Source organism: Sulfitobacter sp. 1A12056, from assembly GCF_043558125.1.
GTDB classification, from domain to species: domain Bacteria; phylum Pseudomonadota; class Alphaproteobacteria; order Rhodobacterales; family Rhodobacteraceae; genus Sulfitobacter; species Sulfitobacter faviae.
The window spans coordinates 280,954-299,920 of the sequence record NZ_JBIFFY010000002.1; the positions used below are offsets into that span (position 1 = coordinate 280,954).

At 63.5% G+C, this 18,967-nt stretch carries 17 protein-coding genes; 10 read left to right on the forward strand and 7 right to left on the reverse strand.

All coding sequences use genetic code 11. The features are described from left to right. Window positions 1-4: 4 nt before the first annotated feature. The gene (locus ACGYLD_RS05725) at window positions 5-1,441 is read left to right on the forward strand and encodes an aspartate kinase (protein ID WP_067261587.1); all 1,437 of its coding nucleotides are present in this window, start codon (window positions 5-7) and stop codon (window positions 1,439-1,441) included. A gap of 299 nt (window positions 1,442-1,740) precedes the next feature. On the opposite strand, the gene ACGYLD_RS05730 is transcribed toward ACGYLD_RS05725, so the two are convergent. Continuing rightward, window positions 1,741-2,265: an invasion associated locus B family protein gene (locus ACGYLD_RS05730; protein WP_082851954.1), complete on the reverse strand. Its 525-nt coding sequence runs from the start codon at window positions 2,263-2,265 to the stop codon at window positions 1,741-1,743. Between the two features lie 186 nt (window positions 2,266-2,451). On the opposite strand from ACGYLD_RS05730, the gene ACGYLD_RS05735 reads away from it, so the two are divergent. After that, entirely contained in the window at window positions 2,452-3,432 is a 981-nt protein-coding gene (locus ACGYLD_RS05735) for an asparaginase (protein WP_271692610.1), read from the forward strand. 54 nt (window positions 3,433-3,486) lie between these two features. Here the strand turns inward: ACGYLD_RS05735 and serB are convergent, their stop codons facing one another. Then, window positions 3,487-4,362 carry a phosphoserine phosphatase SerB gene (gene serB / locus ACGYLD_RS05740; protein ID WP_271692611.1) on the reverse strand — a complete coding sequence of 292 codons (876 nt, stop codon included), beginning with the start codon at window positions 4,360-4,362 and terminating at the stop codon, window positions 3,487-3,489. A 154-nt stretch (window positions 4,363-4,516) separates the two neighbouring features. Here serB and ACGYLD_RS05745 point away from each other — a divergent pair, with 154 nt between their 5' ends. From ACGYLD_RS05745 to ACGYLD_RS05755, 3 genes are all read left to right on the forward strand, one after another. Beyond that, entirely contained in the window at window positions 4,517-5,680 is a 1,164-nt protein-coding gene (locus ACGYLD_RS05745; protein ID WP_271692612.1) for a phosphoserine transaminase, read from the forward strand. 95 nt (window positions 5,681-5,775) lie between these two features. After that, window positions 5,776-7,371: a phosphoglycerate dehydrogenase gene (gene serA, locus ACGYLD_RS05750; protein WP_209216830.1), complete on the forward strand. Its 1,596-nt coding sequence runs from the start codon at window positions 5,776-5,778 to the stop codon at window positions 7,369-7,371. A gap of 135 nt (window positions 7,372-7,506) precedes the next feature. Then, entirely contained in the window at window positions 7,507-8,235 is a 729-nt protein-coding gene (locus ACGYLD_RS05755; protein ID WP_271692613.1) for a metallophosphoesterase family protein, read from the forward strand. Window positions 8,236-8,240: 5 nt separating this feature from the next. Here ACGYLD_RS05755 and tdh read toward each other — a convergent pair whose 3' ends face one another. The 3 genes from tdh to ACGYLD_RS05770 form a co-directional block, all read right to left on the reverse strand. Beyond that, a complete protein-coding gene (tdh, locus tag ACGYLD_RS05760; RefSeq protein WP_271692614.1) occupies window positions 8,241-9,281 on the reverse strand; it encodes an L-threonine 3-dehydrogenase in 1,041 nt (346 codons plus the stop codon). Further along, window positions 9,281-10,465 (reverse strand): glycine C-acetyltransferase, encoded by a 1,185-nt coding sequence (locus ACGYLD_RS05765; protein ID WP_271692615.1) that lies wholly within the window; start codon window positions 10,463-10,465, stop codon window positions 9,281-9,283. The genes tdh and ACGYLD_RS05765 overlap by 1 nt, the downstream gene beginning before the upstream one ends. A gap of 94 nt (window positions 10,466-10,559) precedes the next feature. Then, a complete protein-coding gene (locus tag ACGYLD_RS05770; protein ID WP_209216998.1) occupies window positions 10,560-11,126 on the reverse strand; it encodes a helix-turn-helix domain-containing protein in 567 nt (188 codons plus the stop codon). 115 nt (window positions 11,127-11,241) lie between these two features. Here ACGYLD_RS05770 and ACGYLD_RS05775 point away from each other — a divergent pair, with 115 nt between their 5' ends. After that, complete coding sequence (locus ACGYLD_RS05775) at window positions 11,242-12,423, forward strand: acetyl-CoA C-acyltransferase family protein (protein WP_271692616.1); 1,182 nt, start codon at window positions 11,242-11,244, stop codon at window positions 12,421-12,423. A gap of 28 nt (window positions 12,424-12,451) precedes the next feature. Here the strand turns inward: ACGYLD_RS05775 and ubiB are convergent, their stop codons facing one another. Beyond that, the gene (gene ubiB / locus ACGYLD_RS05780; RefSeq protein WP_271692617.1) at window positions 12,452-13,984 is read right to left on the reverse strand and encodes a 2-polyprenylphenol 6-hydroxylase; all 1,533 of its coding nucleotides are present in this window, start codon (window positions 13,982-13,984) and stop codon (window positions 12,452-12,454) included. Beyond that, the gene (ubiE, locus tag ACGYLD_RS05785; protein WP_067261168.1) at window positions 13,984-14,736 is read right to left on the reverse strand and encodes a bifunctional demethylmenaquinone methyltransferase/2-methoxy-6-polyprenyl-1,4-benzoquinol methylase UbiE; all 753 of its coding nucleotides are present in this window, start codon (window positions 14,734-14,736) and stop codon (window positions 13,984-13,986) included. The genes ubiB and ubiE overlap by 1 nt, the downstream gene beginning before the upstream one ends. Window positions 14,737-14,836: 100 nt before the next feature. Here ubiE and mutM point away from each other — a divergent pair, with 100 nt between their 5' ends. From mutM to dnaA, 4 genes are all read left to right on the forward strand, one after another. Then, window positions 14,837-15,688 (forward strand): bifunctional DNA-formamidopyrimidine glycosylase/DNA-(apurinic or apyrimidinic site) lyase, encoded by an 852-nt coding sequence (gene mutM, locus ACGYLD_RS05790; protein ID WP_209216843.1) that lies wholly within the window; start codon window positions 14,837-14,839, stop codon window positions 15,686-15,688. A gap of 64 nt (window positions 15,689-15,752) precedes the next feature. Next, the gene (locus ACGYLD_RS05795) at window positions 15,753-16,529 is read left to right on the forward strand and encodes an enoyl-CoA hydratase (RefSeq protein ID WP_067261165.1); all 777 of its coding nucleotides are present in this window, start codon (window positions 15,753-15,755) and stop codon (window positions 16,527-16,529) included. Between the two features lie 173 nt (window positions 16,530-16,702). Then, window positions 16,703-16,966, forward strand: a complete 264-nt coding sequence (rpsT, locus tag ACGYLD_RS05800) for a 30S ribosomal protein S20 (RefSeq protein ID WP_067261164.1) — start codon at window positions 16,703-16,705, stop codon at window positions 16,964-16,966. A 521-nt stretch (window positions 16,967-17,487) separates the two neighbouring features. Next, a complete protein-coding gene (dnaA, locus tag ACGYLD_RS05805) occupies window positions 17,488-18,849 on the forward strand; it encodes a chromosomal replication initiator protein DnaA (RefSeq protein WP_271692618.1) in 1,362 nt (453 codons plus the stop codon). Window positions 18,850-18,967 lie beyond the last annotated feature (118 nt).

Below are 18,967 nucleotides of genomic sequence, written 5' to 3' on the forward strand. Positions count from 1 at the left end.
TTTTATGACTCAACCGTCCCACACTGTCGAAAAAATCGGCGGGACGTCCATGTCCCGCGTGAACCAACTCAAAGATACGCTCTTTGTCGGTGACCGTAAGGGCGCGGACATCTATGGGCGCGTCTTCGTGGTCTCCGCCTTTGGCGGGATCACGAACCTGTTGCTGGAGCATAAGAAATCCGGCGAGCCGGGCGTGTACGCCCATTTGGCCAATGCCAGCAACGATCACGGCTGGCACGAGGCGCTGACCCGCGTCTCGGCCGAGATGCAGCGCGTGCACCGCGAGGTGCTGGAGCATCCCGGCGACATCGAACAGGCCGACGCCTTTGTGTCCGAGCGCACCCATGGTGCCCGCAACTGCCTGATCGACCTGCAGCGCCTTTGCGCCTATGGCCACTTCCGCCTGTCGGAGCATATGCTGCAAATCCGCGAGTTGCTGTCCGGTCTGGGCGAGGCGCATTCCGCCTTCGTCACCACAATCCTGCTGCAACGCGCTGGCGTAAACGCCCGTTTCGTCGACCTCTCGGGGTGGCGTGACGAGGGCAACGTGACCCTCGACGAGCGCATCGCGCAGGCGATGGAGGGCATCGACCCTCATACGGAAATGCCCATCGTGACCGGCTATGCGCAATGCGCCGAAGGTCTGATGCGCGAGTTCGACCGCGGCTATTCCGAGGTGACCTTCTCCAAGCTTGCCGCCCTCACCGGCGCGCGCGAGGCGATCATTCACAAGGAGTTCCACCTGTCGTCCTGTGACCCGAAACTGGTGGGCGAGCATGCCGTCAAGAAGATCGGCCGCACGAACTACGACGTGGCGGACCAACTCTCGAACATGGGGATGGAGGCGATCCACCCCAAGGCAGCCAAGACCCTGCGTCAGGCCGACGTGCCGCTGCGCGTGACCAATGCTTTCGAGCCCGAAGACCCCGGCACGCTGATCGACGACCGTCAGGCCGAAGCGCCCGCGGTAGAAATCGTGACCGGTCTCGACATCGTCACGTTGGAACTCTTCGAGCAGGACATGGTCGGCGTCAAAGGCTATGACACCGCGATCCTCGACGTGCTGACGCGGCACAACGTGCGGATCGTCTCGAAGGTCTCGAATGCCAATACGATCACCCATTATCTGGACGCCTCGCTGAAAACGATGCGCCGGGTGGAGAAGGATCTGGCAGAGATCTACCCCACCGCCGAGATCACCACTCGCACGCTGTCCATGGCCTCGGTCATCGGGCGCGATCTGAACGGCTTGTCGGTGTTGCAACGGGGCCTTGTGGCCATCGCCGAGGCTGGCGAGACGGCGATCGGCGCGAGCCAAGGACCACGCAACGTGGACGTGCAGTTCATCGTCGAGCGGGAGAGCCTGCAACCGGTGATCAAGGCGCTGCATGGCGCGTTTATCGAGGAAGAAGTGGCGGCGCCGCTCTCGCGGGCGGCCTGACGCCGAAATATACGACGTATTCTTAGCCGCGGCTCCCGAAAGGAAGCCGCGGCTTTTCGTGCGAGGGCCATCGCCTGCCCGCGGGTCGGCGAACCAACATATTTTCGATACCACTTTATGCCTCAACCATGATGTGCGCACGCGAAGTCACGCACAGCCTCACCAAATCGCCTACCCGGGGGGAGGGCAGGCGATGGCCCGGCGCCTGCGGCTTGTCCCGGGCCCGGGTGGCACGTTCGCCCCAAACAAAAACGGCCCCGCAATCGCGAGGCCGTCCCAAACTCTCAAATCGCAGAGGCTCACCCCCCGCAGCGCTTCTCCGCATCTTCAACCGCAGCGGTGAAGCCCAGCAGCGAGAATGTGTCCTTGGTCTGCGTCCCGCGCGAAGACTTGCCGACCAGCGTCGCATCCGCACCGCGTTTCATCGCGGCGATGATCTTGGCGTCATCCGCCGTTGTCGCGGGCCATGCCCATTCGCCTTCGGTGAACAGCTCATAGGTATTGCCCGAAATGCTCATCGTCACGGTCGAGCCCGAGGCGAAAGGATAGCCGCCGGTGAAAGCAACCTGACCCTTGGCCTCTGCCGAAGGACGATAGAATACCATCAGCAATGTCTGGCCCCGGTTCACCGCCACCACACGCCCATCGCGTGTGTTCACGACTTCCTTGGGCGTCGAGACGCCCCAGCATTCCGTCGGGTTATCTTCTACAAAGACGCTCCAGTCGGTCTTGGCCGCCACCCGGTTGGTGCTCTGCTCCTGCGCCACTGCGCCGCTCGCCACAAGGGCGAGCGCCCCAAGTGCAAGACCACATGTCTTCATCATTCCCATCTGTCCAGCCTCCAGCCGTCCTTGACCTCAACACGTCCACAGACCCCAACCGGGCAACCTCGGGCGGGTTGCTCTCTTGCGGGTGTCTGTTATCTGTTCGACACCAACCACAATAACGGCAAACGCGCGACCGACGAAACCCTGATTGGCAGGTTTTCGCCCAGAAACAGGATGAACCTCATGACCAAAGCAGCCCCCTTTGCGGAAATCTGGCGCGGACCCTTTCTGGAAAGCGTGCATTCCGGTCACGCCGTGATCTGCGACGCCAGCGGCCAGATTGTCGAGGCTTGGGGCGACCCGGAAAAGGTCATTCTGCCGCGCTCTTCTTCCAAGATGATCCAAGCGCTGCCGCTGATCAATTCCGGCGCGGCGGATAAGGCGGGGCTAAGCACCGAGCAACTGGCGCTGGCCTGCGCCTCGCACCAGGGGGCCGCCATCCACACCGACCGGGTGGGCGTCTGGCTCGACACGCTGGGTCTGGACGACGACGCCTTTCGCTGCGGCCCGCAGGAGCCCGCCGACCGCGACGCGATGGAGGGGCTGATCCGCGCTCATGAGAAACCCTGCCAAATCCACAACAACTGCTCGGGCAAACACGCAGGCTTCCTGACGCTGAACCAACATCTGGGCGGCGGTGCCGATTACGAAAAGCCGGACCATGCGGTGCAAAAAGCCTGCCTTGAGGCTTTCGAGACGGTCACGCAAGAAACCTCCCCCGGCTATGGGATCGACGGCTGCTCGGCCCCGAATTACGCCTGCACCCTGCACGGTATGGCCCGCGCCATGGCCCATTTCGCCGCCGCCCCCGAAGGCTCTGCCGAGGCGCGCCTGCACGAAGCCATGCGCCTGCACCCCGAACTCGTCGCGGGCGAAGGCCGTGCCTGCACAGAACTGATGCGGGCGATGGACGGCAAGGTCGCGTTGAAAACCGGGGCCGAAGGGTTCTTCATTGCCATCTGGCCCGAGCGTAAGCTGGGCATTGCATTGAAAGCCGCTTGCGGCACCACCCGTGCCGCCGAATGTGCGATCACCGCGCTGATGGTCAAACTGGGGGCGCTGGACGCCAACCACCCCGCCGCGCTCAAGCGGATGAACGCGTCGATCAAGAACTGGCGCGGGCTTGAGACCGGGATGCTGAAACCGGCGGCGGGGCTGCTTTAAGCCTCTCGCGCTGCCGCTTTGCTGAAACGAAGCGGCAGCGCCACACGGGCAGTCTCAGCCCGCGAATTCGGTACGCGCATAGCCCTGCACGAACAGCAGCGCGGTCAAATCGCCGAAGTTGATGCGGATGTCGCATTCCGCCGCAACCGACGGTTTGGCATGCAGCGCAACGCCCATGCCAGCGCGCCCCAACATGCCCAGATCATTGGCCCCATCACCCACGGCGATGACCTGATCCTCGGTGATCCCCAGCTTTGCCGTGATCTCTTCCAGCGCGGTGACCTTGGCCTCGCGCCCAAGGATCGGAAGCCCCACATCGCCCGTCAGCGCGGCCTGTTCAACCAGCAGCGTATTGGCGCGATTCTCATCAAAGCCCAGCATCTCGGCCACTTTGGCTGTGAAGGCGGTGAACCCGCCCGAGACCAGCGCGGCATAGCCGCCATTGGCCTTCATTGTGCCCACCAGCGCCCCGCCGCCGGGCATCAGGGTGATCCGCTCGGCCAAGACCTTGTCGATCACGCTGGCTTCCAAACCTTTCAACAGGCCGACCCGTTCGCGCAGGGCGCCGTCGAAATCCAACTCACCGTTCATGGCGCGGGCGGTGATCTCTTTCACGCGCTCCCCGACGCCTGCTTCATCGGCCAATTCGTCGATACATTCTTGCTGGATCATCGTGCTGTCCATATCGGCCAGCAGCATCTTCTTGCGGCGGCCCTCTGTCGGCACGATCACCAGATCGACCCCCATGGATTGGCAGCTTTCCCAGACATCCCAACGGTTTTCCGGCATCTGCGCCAGCGAGAACTCCGCCGCCTCATCCGGGGCCAGCCAAAGCGCGTCACCCCCGCCCCAAGCATTGCGCAGGCTTTCCACCAGCGCGGGGTCGAGGCTGGGGTTGGTGGGGGAGGTCAACAAGATTGCCGTGAACATAAGTTTCCGATCCGCATCATTCGCGCCGCGCAAAGCGACATGACCGGCGTCCTAGCGTCATTTTGCGACTTGCGCCAGCCCGGCCTCCCCGCGTATCCCGGCAAGTGGGACACCCTTCCCCAACGAAGGGCGAATATCTGAGAGGGTAGCATCAATGGCTATGAACCAACCGGCACCGCGCCCGGAAGCGAAACCTGTTGCCGTACCGGCAAACCCGCGTTTCTCCTCCGGCCCCTGCGCCAAAATCCCCACATTCGATTTGACCAAGCTCGCGGATGCACCGCTGGGCCGCAGCCACCGTGCCGCGCCCGGCAAGGCCAAGCTCGCAGAGGCGATCGAGACCACCCGCGAAGTGCTCGGCGTGCCCGCCGACTACCGCATCGGCATCGTGCCTGCCTCCGACACCGGCGCCTTCGAGATGGCCATGTGGTCGCTCTTGGGCGAACGCCCGGCCGAGATGGTCGCTTGGGAAAGCTTTGGCGCGGGCTGGGTCACCGACGTGGTCAAGCAGCTGAAGATCGAGGCTCAGGTCCACACCGCTGAGTATGGCGAGATCGTCGACATGGCCGCGCTGAATTATGACAACGACGTCTGCTTTACCTGGAACGGCACGACCTCTGGCGTGCGCGTACCCACGGGCGACGTGATCCCGGCGGACCGCGCGGGGCTCACGCTCTGCGACGCGACCTCCGCCGCCTTCGCGCAGGACCTGCCGTGGGACAAGCTCGATGTGACAACCTTCTCTTGGCAGAAGGTGTTGGGCGGCGAAGCAGCGCATGGCATGCTGATCCTCAGCCCGCGTGCTGTCGAGCGGCTGGAGAATTACACCCCCGCGTGGCCGCTGCCCAAGATCTTCCGCCTGACCAAGGGCGGCAAGCTGAACGAGGGCATCTTCCGCGGCGAGACGATCAACACGCCCTCGATGCTCTGCGTCGAGGATTACCTGCTGGCGCTGGACTGGGCCAAATCCGTGGGCGGCCTGAAAGGCCTAATCGCGCGGGCCGATGCCAACACCAAGGCCGTGGCCGATTTCGTCGAGGCGCATGACTGGATCGACTTCCTCGCGACCGATCCCGCGACACGCTCCAACACATCGGTCTGCCTGAAGTTCACCGACGACCGCATCGCGGACGGTGCGGCCTTCGCCAAGGCCGTGGCCAAGCGGCTGGCGGATGAGGGCGCGGCGCTGGACATCGGCGCCTACCGCGATGCCCCTCCGGGCCTGCGCATCTGGTGCGGCGGCACGGTCGAGACGGCGGACATCGAGGCGATGCTGCCTTGGCTCGAATGGGCTTTTGAAGCCGAAATCAACGCGTGATGCGATGGTGCGCGAGGATCGCGCACCCTACTCCCCCCTCTCGTCGGCTGCGCGTTTCTGCGCACCGCTGACCCCGTTTATGAAGGACCAGACACATGGCCCCCAAAGTACTCATTTCCGACAAACTCTCCGAAGCTGCCGTTCAGATCTTCCGCGACCGCGGCATCGACGTGGATTTTCAGCCCGATCTGGGCAAGGACAAAGACAAGCTGGCCGAGATCATCGGCAACTATGATGGCCTCGCCATCCGCTCGGCCACCAAGGTGACGGAAAAGATCCTCGCCAATGCGCCGAACCTCAAGGTGATTGGCCGCGCGGGCATCGGCACCGACAACATCGACAAGGAAGCCGCCTCGAAACAGGGTGTGATCGTGATGAACACGCCCTTCGGCAACATGATCACCACCGCCGAACATGCCATCGCGATGATGTTCGCCGTGGCGCGGCAGATCCCCGAGGCAAGCGCCTCCACCCATGCGGGCAAATGGGAGAAGTCCAAGTTCATGGGGGTCGAGCTGACCGGCAAGACCCTTGGCGTGATCGGCGCGGGCAACATCGGCGGCATCGTCTGCGACCGCGCGCGCGGGCTGAAGATGAAGGTCGTGGCCTATGACCCCTTCCTGGGCGAAGAGAAGGCCGAGAAGATGGGCGTCGAGAAGGTCGAACTGGACGAGCTTCTCTCCCGCGCCGACTTCATCACCCTGCACGTGCCGTACACCGAGCAGACCGCGAATATCCTGAGCCGCGAGAACCTCGAAAAAACCAAGCCCGGCGTGCGCATCATCAACTGCGCCCGCGGCGGTTTGGTGGACGAGGAAGCGCTGGCCGACCTGCTGAAGTCGGGCCATGTAGCGGGCGCGGGCTTCGACGTCTTCGCCGAGGAACCGGCCAAGGAGAACCCGCTCTTCAATCTGCCCAACGTGGTCTGCACCCCGCACCTCGGCGCCGCGACCACCGAGGCGCAGGAGAACGTGGCCCTGCAGGTGGCCGAGCAGATGTCCGACTACCTGCTGACCGGCGCCGTTACCAACGCGCTGAACATGCCCTCGGTCACCGCCGAAGAGGCCAAGGTCATGGGCCCATGGGTCAAACTAGCCGGGCATCTGGGTGCCTTCATCGGACAGATGACGGACGAGCCGATCAAGGCGATCAACATCCTCTACGACGGTTCGGTCGCAAAGATGAACCTCAAGGCGCTGAACTGCGGCGTCGTCGCGGGCATCATGAAGCGCGCCAACCCGGACGTGAACATGGTCTCGGCCCCCGTGGTTGCCCGTGAAAAGGGCATCCAGATCAGCACCACCAACCAAGACAAATCCGGCGTCTTTGACGGCTATGTCAAGGTGACCGTGGTGACCGAGAAGCGCGAGCGCTCCATCGCGGGCACCGTCTTCTCGGACGGCAAGCCGCGCTTCATCCAGATCAAGGGCATCACCATCGACGCCGAGATCGGGGAGCATATGCTCTACACCACCAACGAAGACGTGCCGGGCATCATCGGCACATTGGGCCAGACCATGGGCGAGAACGGCGTGAACATCGCCAACTTTACTCTTGGCCGCCACACCGCCAAGGGCGAGGCGATTGCCTTGCTCTATGTCGATGATCAAGTGCCCGAGACAGTGATCGGCAAGCTGCGCGACACCGGCATGTTCCGGCAGATCAAGCCGCTGCAATTCGACGTGGCCTAAGGCCCGCACGACCTGCACAATCTGGAAGCGCCCCCTCGCGGGGCGCTTTTGCTTTTGGGGCATTGTCGGGCCTAAGCCTTCCCTTCCCCTCCGCTTTGCGGCATCACGAGGGGGTGCAGAAGGACAGGAACGATCATGCCCAGCCCCATCTATGCCATCGGAGACATCCACGGTTACGCCGCCGAGCTTGAGCGCGTTTTGACCCTGATCGAAGAAGACGGCGGGCCGGGCGCGCGCATCGTTTTCCTCGGAGATTACACCGACCGCGGCCCCGACAGCAAAGCGGTGATCGAACGGCTTGCGCAGGGCAAAGCCGAGGGCCGCAACTGGACCTTCCTCATGGGCAATCACGACCGCATGTTCAGCTGGTTCATGGAGGATTTCCCTCGTCACGATCCGCTGCTGCTGGTTGAGCTTAACTGGCTGAACCCGCGTTTGGGCGGCGACACGACGCTGGGGTCCTACGGCGTATCGGTCAGCGGGCGCGACCGGATGTCAGAGGTGCATGAGAAAGCCCGCGCAGCGGTGCCGCAGAGCCATGTGGATTTCCTCAAGACCCTCGCCCTATCACATCAAACGCCCGACCTGTTCTTTGCCCATGCGGGCATCCGCCCGGAGGTGCCGCTGGATGATCAGCGCGAGAATGATCTGCTGTGGATCCGCAAGGAGTTTCACCAATACACCGCGCCGCATCCCAAGCTGATCGTCCATGGCCACACGCCGGTCGACAGCGCCATGCACTATGGCAACCGGGTGAACCTCGACACCGGGGCGGGCTATGGCAAACCGCTCTGCGCAGCGGTGTTCGAAGGGGAAGACGTTTGGGTTCTCACGCAACAGGGGCGCAATCGCCTGCGCCCGTGAGCGGTTCAGGTCCAGTCCAGCACCACCTTGCCTGACCGCCCCGATTTCATCGCGGCGAACCCCTGTTCGAACTCATCGACTCCAAAGCGGTGGGTGATGATGGCCGAGACGTCCAGCCCGTTTTCCAGCATGGCGATCATCTTGTACCAGGTCTCGAAAATCTCGCGGCCATAGACGCCCTTGATGGTGATCGCCTTGAAAACAATCCGGCTCCAGTCCACCGGCGACTTGCCCGGCGGGATGCCCAGCATGGCGATGCGCCCGCCCATGGTCATCGCCTCCACCATCTGGTCCAGCGCTTGCTGGTTGCCCGACATCTCTAGGCCCACGTCAAAGCCCTGTTTCATCTTCAGCCGCGGGATCACATCAGCCAAATCCTCCTCGGCGACGTTCACCGGCACCACATCGGCGACCTTCGCCGCCAGCGCCAGCCGGTCGGGGTTCACATCCGTGATCACCACATGCCGCGCGCCGACGTGCCGCGCCACCGCGGCGGCCATGATGCCGATGGGCCCCGCGCCGGTGATCAACACATCCTCGCCCACCAGATCAAAACTCAGCGCGGTATGCACCGCATTGCCCAGAGGATCGAGGATCGCGCCGATGTCGTCGGAAATCTCGTCCGGCAGCGGCACCACGTTGAAGGCGGGCAGCTTGAGGTATTGCGCAAAGGCCCCCTGTTCATTGACGCCGATGCCCCGCGTCGCGGGATCGAGGTGGAACTTGCCCGCCCGGCTCTGCCGCGACTGCTTGCCGATCAGATGCCCCTCGCCCGAGCAGCGCTGGCCGATCTCCAGCCCCTCGACATTGCGGCCCAGCTCCACGATCTCGCCGGCGAATTCATGGCCGGTGATCAGCCCTACCGGCACGGTCCCGGCGGCCCAGTCGTCCCAGTTCCAGATGTGAATGTCGGTGCCGCAGATGCCGGTCTTGTTGATCTTGATCAGCACGTCCTCAGGGCCGATCTCGGGCACCGGCGCATGGGTCATCCACAGCCCCTCGCGGGGGTGCAGTTTGGCCAGCGCCTTCATCTCGTTCGCCGCCATCAGATCACCCCACAGGCCTTGCCGGCCGTCTCGAAGGCTTTCAGCGCGCGGTCCAATTGTTCGCGGGCCAGCGCCGCGTTCATCTGGGTGCGGATGCGCGCCTGACCGCGCGGCACCACCGGGAAGAAGAAGCCCGAGACATAGACGCCTTCCTCGAAAAGCTTCGCCGCCATGTCCTGCGCCACCTGCGCCTCGCCCAGCATGACCGGCACGATGGGATGCTCGCCGGGCAGCAGATCGAAGCCCAGCTTCTCCAGCCCCGCGCGCCAGTATTCGGTGTTCTCGAACAGACGCGCGCGCAGGTCGTCGCCCTCCTCGACCAGTTCCAGCGCCCGGATGCCGGCGCGCACGATGGAGGACGGCAGCGAGTTCGAGAATAGATAGGGCCGCGCGCGCTGGCGCAGCAGGTCGATCACCGGCTGCGGCCCCGCGATATAGCCACCGATGGCCCCGCCGAGCGCCTTGCCCAGCGTGCCGGTCACGATGTCCACCTTGACCCCGTGATGCGCCGGGGTGCCGGCACCCTTTGGCCCCATGAAGCCGGTGGAATGGCAGTCGTCGACCATCACCAGCGCCTCGTATTTCTCGGCCAGCGCCACGATCTCTGGCAGTTTTGCCAGATAGCCGTCCATCGAGAAGACCCCGTCGGTCGCGATCATGATGAAGCGCGCGCCATCCTCGCGGCCCTGTTTCAGCTTGGCCTCCAGATCCGCCATGTCGCTGTTGGCATAGCGGTAGCGCTTGGCCTTGCAGAGCCGGATGCCGTCGATGATCGAGGCATGGTTCAGCGCATCCGAGATCACCGCGTCCTCCGGCCCCAGCAGCGGCTCGAAGAGCCCGCCGTTGGCGTCGAAACAGGCGGCGAAGAGGATCGAATCGTCATGACCCAGGAAGCTGGCCAGCTTCTGCTCCAACTCGCGGTGGATGTCCTGCGTGCCGCAGATGAAACGGACCGAGGCCATGCCAAAGCCCTTCTCGTCCATCGCTTCCTTGGCGGCGGCAATAAGCTCGGGGTGATCGGCGAGGCCGAGGTAGTTGTTGGCGCAGAGGTTGATGACCTCGCGGTCGCCCACCGCTATTTCGCCGCCCTGCGGGGTGGTGATGAGCCGCTCGCGCTTCATCATGCCCTCGGCGTCGATCTCGGCTAGGGTGTCGGTGACATGGGATAGAAATGCTTGGGTCATGAGGCTCTCCTTTTCAGGGAGCGTCTACCATAACGGAGGCGGTTCCGAAATAGAGGATTTCCGGAATGGCGGAATTTTTCCGATATTGCGGAAACTAGGCGTCCTGAACCACCAGAAAGGCGCGCACCGGCCCCTCTGTCGCGCGGATCGCATGGGGCACGTCGGCGGCATAGCGCGCGGTGTCGCCGGCCTGCAGCCGCTCGGTCCCGGTGCCGCTGGTGACCTCCACCGCGCCCTCGAAGACACTGAGATGCTCGCGCGCGCCGCGGGTGTGGGGCGCACTGTCGAGCACGCCGCCCTCCGCGATAAGCAACTCGTAGACCTCGTGATGCCCGGCTTCCTCGGGCGGCGACAGGATGCGAATGCGGCAACCGTCGCCCAGATTACTGATCGTCGGCACGGCGGCACTGCGCAGCACCTCGATCTGCGGCTCGCCGGGGGCGGCGTCGAGAAGACCGGCAAAATCCACCTGAAGCGCGCGGGTGAGGTTCCACAGCGTCGCGATGGTGGGGCTCGATTCGCCGCGCTCGATCTGGCTGACCATGGAGCGCGACACGCCTGAGAGCTTCGCCACGGCGTCGAGCGATAACCCCTGCCCCTGCCGCGCCTCTTTCAGGCGGGCGGGCAGCTGTGTCAGGATCTTGTCGGTGTTGTCCGTCATGGCGGATATGTCGCGCGGCGCCCCGCTCCTGTCAAGGCGCCGCATGACGGGACGTTCCCGCTGACTTTGCCGCGTACCCGGCCCATAGTGCCGGCAAATGACAGAGGAGAGTTTCATGTCAGACGATATCGTCATCCTGAGCGGCGCACGCACCGCCATCGGCACTTTCGGCGGCAACCTTGCCGCCACACCGCCCACCAAGCTGGGCAGCACCGTCGCGGCGGCGGCGATGGAGCGCGCGGGCGTTGACCCGGCGCAGATCGGCCATGTCGTCTTTGGCACCGTCATCAACACCGAGCCGCGCGACATGTACCTCAGCCGCGTCGCCGCGCGCGACGCGGGCGTGCCCGACGAGGTGCCGGCGATGAATGTGAACCGTCTTTGTGGCTCGGGCGTTCAGGCACTGGTCTCGGCCACCCAGAGCCTGATGCTGGGCGATGCAGACTTCGCGCTGGCCGGTGGTGCCGAAAGCATGTCGCGCGCGCCCTATGTGCTGCCCGACGCCCGCTGGGGCCAGAAGATGGGCGATGCACGCAGCCTCGACATGCTGCTGGGCACGCTGAACTGCCCCTTCGGCACCGGGCATATGGGCGTGACGGCAGAGAACGTGGCGGATGAACACACGATCACCCGCGAGGAAATGGACGCCTTCGCCCTGCAAAGCCAGGAACGCGCGGCGGCGGCCATCGCGGCAGGGCATTTCAAGGACCAGATCGTGCCGGTCGATGTGAAGGTGAAGCGCGACATGGTGCCCTTCGACACCGACGAACACCCCAAATCCACGACCGCCGAGGCGCTGGCCGGGCTGCGCCCCGTCTTCCAGAAAGATGGCCGCGTCACGGCGGGCAACGCCAGCGGCATCAACGACGGGGCCGCGGCGCTGGTGCTGGCCCGCGCGGAGGCAGCGAAATCTGCCGGGCTGACGCCCCGCGCCCGCATCCTCGGCTATGCCCACGCCGGCGTGCGCCCCGAGGTCATGGGCATCGGCCCGGTCCCTGCCGTGCGCCGTTTGCTGGAGCGCACGGGCCTGAAGGCCGATGACTTCGACGTGATAGAAAGCAACGAGGCTTTCGCGAGCCAAGCGCTGGCCGTAAGCAAGGAACTGGGCTTCGATCCTGCAAAGGTAAACCCCAACGGCGGGGCCATCGCGCTTGGCCACCCGGTCGGCGCGACGGGGGCGATCATCACCGTGAAGGCGCTGTATGAATTGGAGCGGATTGGCGGCAAACGCGCGTTGATCACCATGTGCATCGGCGGCGGGCAAGGCATCGCCATGGCCATCGAACGTATCGCCTGAAGGCCGGGGGGCCGCGCGGCCCCCTGCCCTAAAGCAGTGCGTCAATCAGGGCGATTGTGGTGGCCCCGGCCACACCGGACATCACCGCAGTCGCCGCGATATAGCGCCAGAAACGCGGTTGGCGCTCGGGCTGCTCTTCGGTCTGACGGTTCAGCGCCTGTTCGACCAGCCCGGGCAGGCGGGGGCCGAAGCGGGCCATGACCATCGCCGTGTCGCGCAGATCAGAGACGATGGCCCGCGGACCGAGCGACTTGGTGATATAGTCGGTCACGATGGGGCTGGCGACTTCCCAGATGTTGATATGCGGGTTGAGCGAGCGGGCCACGCCCTCGACCACGACCATGGTGCGTTGCAGCAAGATCAGCTCGGTCCGGGTTTCCATGCCGAAACGCTCGGTCACCTCAAACAGATAGGTCAGCAGCCGCGCCATGGAAATGCGGGTGGCGTCCATGCCGAAAATCGGCTCGCCCACCGCACGCAGGGCGCGGGCGAATTCATCGACATCCTTATCGGCGGGGACATATCCCGCCTCGAAATGCACCTTGGCAACGCGCTGGTAGTCGCGGCGGATGAAACCATAGAGAATCTCGGCATAGACCCGGCGGGTGTAGCTGTCGATATGGCCCATGATGCCGAAGTCATAGGCGATGATATCGCCGTTGGCCGCGACCTTGAGGTTACCTTGGTGCATGTCGGCGTGGAAATAACCGTCGCGCAGGGCGTGCTGAAGGAAGAGTTGCAACACCCGCTCCGACAGCGCCACACGGTCGTGCCCCGCCGCATCCAGCGCGGCATTGTCGCCCAGCGGCAGCCCATCGGCCCAGCCCAGCGTCATCACGCGACGGCCCGAATAATTCCATTTGATCTCGGGCAGTTGAAACCCGGCGTCATCCTTGGTGTTGGCGGCGAACTCCGACGCGGCGGAACTTTCGAGCCGCAGGTCCAACTCCCCCCGCACGACGCCATCGAAATGTTCGATCACCTCCATCGGGCGCAGGCGGCGCGACCCGGGCGAGAAAATCTCGGCCATGCGGGCGGCGAGGTAGAAGGCGTCAATGTCCTTGCGGAAGGCTTTTTCGATGCCGGGCCGCAGGACTTTGACGGCGACCTCTTCGCCGGCCTCGGCCAGCCGCGCGTGATGCACCTGCGCGATGGAGGCCGCGGCGACGGGTTCGCTGAACTCGGAAAAGATCGCGCTGACCGGCTCGCCCAACTCTTGCTCGACCGCGCTGCGGGCCAGCGCCATGTCGAAGGGCGGCAACTTGTCTTGCAACACGCGCAATTGCACCGCCAGATCGTCGCCCACCACATCGGGGCGGGTCGACAGCACCTGACCGAATTTGATGTAGGCCGGGCCAAGCGCCGTGAGCGCGCGGGTGGCGGGCGGCATCGTCGGGTCGCCCTTGTAGCCCAGCCATTTGAACGGCAGGCCAAGCGCGCGGGCCACGAAACGCAGCGGCGGGGAGGCATCGAAAGCATCCAGCACCACATTCATCGCCCCGGCGCGTTCCAAGGTCGCGCCCGTGCGGATCAACCGCCAGATGTTGTGCGGACCGCGCATCAGAGCTTCCAACCCGAATGCAGCGCCGCGATCCCCATCGACAGGTTGCGATATTTGGCCTGACCAAAGCCCGCCGCGCGGACCATCGACAGGAAGGTCTCTTGATCGGGGAAATTGCGGATCGATTCGACCAGATATTGATAGCTGTCGCGGTCGCCCGCGATGGCTTGGCCCATGCGCGGGATCACATTGAAGCTGTAGAGGTCATAGGCCTTCTGCATCGCCGGATTGGGCAGTTGGCTGAACTCCAACACCATCAGACGGCCACCGGGGCGCAGCACGCGGTACGCCTCGTTCAGCGCCTCTTGCGGGCGGGTCACGTTGCGGATGCCGAAGCTGATTGTGTAAACGTCGAAGGTGTTGTCGGGGAACGGTAGCGCCATGGCGTCGCCCACGACCCAATCGAGGCTGCCGGTCAGCCTGTCCGCCTCGGCCCGCTGGCGGCCTTCGACCAGCATCGGCTCGGTCAGGTCGAGCACCGTGGCATGGCCGTGTCCGGCACGTTTGAGGAATTTGAAAGACACATCGCCAGTGCCTCCCGCCACATCGAGCAGTTTCTGACCGGGGCGCGGGGCGAGCCAGTCCATCATCGCTTCTTTCCAGACGCGGTGGATCCCCATACTCATCACATCGTTCATGATGTCGTATTTGCTGGCGACGGAGTTGAACACACCCTGCACGCGCCCGGCCTTTTCATGTTCGGGCACGGTCTCGAAACCGAAATGGGTTGTTTTGTCAGCGTCCTGGGTCATCTGCTCTTGCGATCCTCTGGTTCTGTCCCTTGTTATAGGGTGCCGGGGGGCAGGGACAATGCGTGCCTTTTGTCACAGGCAAGCCAGAGGGGAAACCGAGATGCCGGAACTGCCAGAGGTCGAAACCGTCCGCCGGGGGCTGGCCCCTGCGATGGAGGGCCAAGTGATCGCCCGCGCCGAGGTGAACCGCCCCGATCTGCGCTGGCCCTTCCCCGAGCGGATGGCGGAGCGGCTGACCGGGCAGCGCGTCGGCTTGCTGCGGCGGCGGTCGAAATACATCCTCGCCGATCTGGCGAGCGGGGAATCGCTCTTGGTCCATTTGGGCATGTCCGGGCGGATGCTGGTTTCGGGCGACCCTCTGGGGCAATTTCAGCACAACCACCCCGCACCTGAGAAACATGACCATGTCGTGTTGCATATGGGTAACGGTGCGCGGATCACCTTTAACGACCCGCGCCGTTTCGGCGCGATGGATCTGATGCCCACCGCCGGGGCCGAGACGCACAAGCTGCTGGCCTCGCTCGGGCCGGAACCCTTGGGCAACGACTTTCACGAAGCGCATCTGGTCGCCGCGCTAAAAGGCCGCAACACGCCGATCAAATCCGCGCTGCTGGATCAACGGATCGTGGCGGGCTTGGGCAATATCTATGTCTGCGAAGCGCTTTACCGCGCGGGGATTCACCCGGCCCGCAAGGCCGGGCGCATCTCGGCCACGCGGGTCGCCGGGCTGGTGCCGATCATCCGCCAAGTGCTGGCCGACGCGATCACGGCGGGGGGATCGTCGCTCAAGGATTTTCGGCAGGCGGATGGCGAATTGGGCTATTTCCAACATAGTTTCGATGTCTATGGCCGCGAGGGCCAAGCCTGCCGCAGACCGGGTTGCGACGGGGCAATCGCGCGCATCGTGCAAAGCGGACGCTCTTCCTTCTATTGTCCGCGTTGCCAAAGATAACTTGAAACATGGGGGTGCCGTGGTATGCACATTCCCCTGAGCGCAACAACAAAGAGCATTCTTGATGGCTTACGAAACGATCACCGTGGACGTGGACAACCATGTGGCCCTGATCACCCTGAACCGCCCGGATGCGCTGAACGCGCTCAACGAGGCGCTGCTGGGTGAACTCGCCAAGGCGCTGAAAAGCGCGCAGGAAAACGACAAGGTCCGCTGCATCGTCATCACCGGCTCGGAGAAGGCATTCGCCGCCGGGGCCGATATCGCGATGATGCGCGAGAAAAGCTTTGTCGACGTCTTCATGGGGGATCTTTTCACGCCCGAGACCGATCAGATTCTGCGCGTGCGCAAGCCGATCATCGCCGCTGTGTCGGGCTATGCCCTCGGCGGGGGCTGCGAGTTGGCGATGATGTGCGACTTTATCATCTGTTCGGAAAGCGCCAAGTTCGGCCAGCCCGAGATCAACCTCGGCGTCGTGGCGGGCATCGGCGGCACCCAGCGTCTGACCCGTCTGGTGGGCAAGTCCAAAGCGATGGACATGAACCTCACGGGCCGCTTCATGGATGCCGAAGAAGCCGAACGCTCGGGCCTCGTGTCGCGCGTGGTGCCGGTGAAAAAGCTGATGGAAGAGGCGATGGGCGCCGCTGCCAAGATCGCCGAGAAATCCATGATCTCGGCCACCGTGGTCAAGGAATGCGTGAACCGCGCCTATGAGGTGCCGCTGAGCGAGGGGCTGCTGTTCGAACGCCGCATGTTCCATTCGCTGTTCAACACCGAAGACCAGAAAGAGGGCATGTCCGCTTTCCTCGAAAAGCGCGAAGCGCAATTCCGCGACAAATAAGCGTCGCCCCCGGCGCGGCTTGCATTGCCGCGCCCGCTGCCTTATAGGCGGCACCAATACATGCGCGTGCAGCCCGCTCTGGCTAGAATCACCTACCTCAAGGGGGTCCGGATTTCCGGTCGGGTTGGCGTCACGCATTGCTACGCAACATATGAACCCGAAGGCTGATACTCATGGCAAACACCCGTCAATCCGCAAAGCGCGCCCGTCAAAACGAAAAGCGTTTTGCGATCAACAAAGCACGCCGTTCGCGCATCCGCACCTACCTGCGCAAGGTCGAAGAGGCGATCACCTCCGGTGATAAAGAAGCCGCAACCGCCGCTCTGAAAGCCGCCCAGCCCGAGCTGATGCGCGGCGTCACCAAAGGCGTTTTCCACAAGAATACCGCGTCGCGCAAAATGTCGCGCCTGTCCGCGCGGGTCAAAGCACTGGGCTAATTTGGCTTCATAGCCAAGCCCTTAGAAACACAAGAGGCGCCGCATTGCGGCGCCTTTTTTCGTGCGGGTGCAGCGAAAAAAACACGCCAGAGATTCTTTTCCGGCAATCTCTGAGTCAAGATGGAAGATATGTTGAAGCGAACCGGAAACACTTGCTACCAAAGGTCCAGCGATTCATTTCGCTTGGGGGGACAGGCCCTGAACACGGCGTCAGCCAACTGGCAGAATGCCAAATTCAGGGGGGTGCAAGTGACCGTTCACAGACGGTTCCGCGCACCATCGTGAATGCTGCTGCCAGCACGTTTACCCTGTCGATGAGAACACGAACGGTTCGTTCAGCGCCTCTTGCGCCGGTTTACGGCACAGAAGGCTCATGGGCAGGCCATTCTTTAAAAGTCCGAAGGACACAGGTCGGTCATCCGTGTGGGACCGGGTGGATGACCTGTTGCCGGGTGAAACAGTATTAAGGGCCGGGATCCACTCGGCCTCTGTGCGAAGAGCAAAGCGGGACGTAAGGCACGATGACATTAGATCACTGGGGCGAGATCAAAGAGCGGCTTCTAAAGACCGTGGGGCAGAACAACTACACCACCTGGATTGAACCGCTTGTGCCCGGCGCCGTCGAAGACGGAATCGTGACACTCAAAGTGCCGACGAATTTCTTCGGCAACTACGTCAGCCAGAACTTCTCGGACCTGATTCTGCATGAGATCAACGCGACCGGCACCGATGCCACGCGTCTGAACTTTGCCCTGAATCAGCAGCCTACTTCTGCCGCCGAAAAGCCCGCCCCGGCTGCGCGTCAGACCTCGGCCGCCGCGAAACCTGCCGCCAATTCGCAGCTCAGCACCGCCCCGCTCGACCCGCGCTTCAGCTTTGACAATTTCGTCGTCGGCAAGCCCAACGAACTGGCCCATGCCGCCGCCCGCCGTGTCGCCGAAGGCGGCCCCGTCACCTTCAACCCGCTGTTCCTTTATGGGGGCGTCGGCCTTGGTAAGACCCACCTGATGCACGCGATCGCCCGCGAGCTGCATGAGCGCAAGCCCGAGATGAACGTGCTCTACCTCTCGGCTGAACAGTTCATGTACCGTTTCGTGCAGGCCCTGCGCGACCGTAAGATGATGGATTTCAAGGAAATCTTCCGCTCGGTCGATGTGCTGATGGTCGACGACGTGCAGTTCATCGCGGGCAAAGACTCCACGCAGGAGGAGTTCTTTCACACGTTCAACGCGCTTGTGGACCAGCATAAGCAGATCATCATCTCCGCCGACCGCGCCCCGGGTGAGATCAAGGATCTCGAAGACCGCGTGAAATCGCGCCTGCAATGCGGGTTGATCGTCGATCTGCACCCCACGGACTACGAGTTGCGCCTCGGCATTCTGCAAAGCAAGGTCGACGTGCAGCGCAAGACCTACCCCGACCTCGAAGTCGCCGACGGAGTGTTGGAATTCCTCGCGCATCGCATCACCTCGAACGTCCGCGTGCTCGAAGGTGCGCTGACCCGCCTCTTCGCCTTCGCATCGCTGGTGGGCCGCGAGATCGACATGGGGCTGACGCAGGATTGTCTGGCCGACGTGCTGCGCGCCTCGGAGCGCAAGATTTCGGTCGAGGAAATCCAGCGCAAGGTTTCCGACCATTACAACATCCGCCTGAGCGACATGATCGGCCCCAAGCGCCTGCGCAGCTACGCGCGCCCGCGTCAGGTGGCGATGTATCTGTGCAAACAGATGACCAGCCGTTCTCTGCCCGAGATCGGCCGCCGCTTTGGCGGGCGCGACCACACCACCGTCATGCACGGGGTGCGCCGGATCGAAGAACTCAAGGTCTCGGACGGTCAGATCGCCGAGGATCTGGAACTGCTGCGCCGGGCGCTCGAATCCTAAGCATAGCGGCCTGAGGGTTGTCCTCAGGACACGGTCAAACAGTGATCGGGGGCGCAGCTTGCGCCCCTCTTGCATTCACTTCAACAAAGCCACAAAAGTTCTTGTGTAAGCGTGGGAA

Excerpts from the sequence above, each read along its gene's own strand:
- dnaA (WP_271692618.1), top strand. The coding sequence starts at position 17,488 with ATGACATTAGATCACTGGGGCGAGATCAAAGAGCGGCTTCTAAAGACC.
- ubiB (WP_271692617.1), bottom strand. The coding sequence starts at position 13,984 with ATGCGCGGTCCGCACAACATCTGGCGGTTGATCCGCACGGGCGCGACC.
- ACGYLD_RS05725 (WP_067261587.1), top strand. The coding sequence starts at position 5 with ATGACTCAACCGTCCCACACTGTCGAAAAAATCGGCGGGACGTCCATG.
- ACGYLD_RS05745 (WP_271692612.1), top strand. The coding sequence starts at position 4,517 with ATGGCTATGAACCAACCGGCACCGCGCCCGGAAGCGAAACCTGTTGCC.
- ACGYLD_RS05755 (WP_271692613.1), top strand. The coding sequence starts at position 7,507 with ATGCCCAGCCCCATCTATGCCATCGGAGACATCCACGGTTACGCCGCC.
- ACGYLD_RS05765 (WP_271692615.1), bottom strand. The coding sequence starts at position 10,465 with ATGACCCAAGCATTTCTATCCCATGTCACCGACACCCTAGCCGAGATC.
- ACGYLD_RS05730 (WP_082851954.1), bottom strand. The coding sequence starts at position 2,265 with ATGATGAAGACATGTGGTCTTGCACTTGGGGCGCTCGCCCTTGTGGCG.
- ACGYLD_RS05735 (WP_271692610.1), top strand. The coding sequence starts at position 2,452 with ATGACCAAAGCAGCCCCCTTTGCGGAAATCTGGCGCGGACCCTTTCTG.
- tdh (WP_271692614.1), bottom strand. The coding sequence starts at position 9,281 with ATGGCGGCGAACGAGATGAAGGCGCTGGCCAAACTGCACCCCCGCGAG.
- ACGYLD_RS05795 (WP_067261165.1), top strand. The coding sequence starts at position 15,753 with ATGGCTTACGAAACGATCACCGTGGACGTGGACAACCATGTGGCCCTG.
- serB (WP_271692611.1), bottom strand. The coding sequence starts at position 4,362 with ATGTTCACGGCAATCTTGTTGACCTCCCCCACCAACCCCAGCCTCGAC.
- serA (WP_209216830.1), top strand. The coding sequence starts at position 5,776 with ATGGCCCCCAAAGTACTCATTTCCGACAAACTCTCCGAAGCTGCCGTT.
- rpsT (WP_067261164.1), top strand. The coding sequence starts at position 16,703 with ATGGCAAACACCCGTCAATCCGCAAAGCGCGCCCGTCAAAACGAAAAG.
- mutM (WP_209216843.1), top strand. The coding sequence starts at position 14,837 with ATGCCGGAACTGCCAGAGGTCGAAACCGTCCGCCGGGGGCTGGCCCCT.
- ubiE (WP_067261168.1), bottom strand. The coding sequence starts at position 14,736 with ATGACCCAGGACGCTGACAAAACAACCCATTTCGGTTTCGAGACCGTG.
- ACGYLD_RS05770 (WP_209216998.1), bottom strand. The coding sequence starts at position 11,126 with ATGACGGACAACACCGACAAGATCCTGACACAGCTGCCCGCCCGCCTG.
- ACGYLD_RS05775 (WP_271692616.1), top strand. The coding sequence starts at position 11,242 with ATGTCAGACGATATCGTCATCCTGAGCGGCGCACGCACCGCCATCGGC.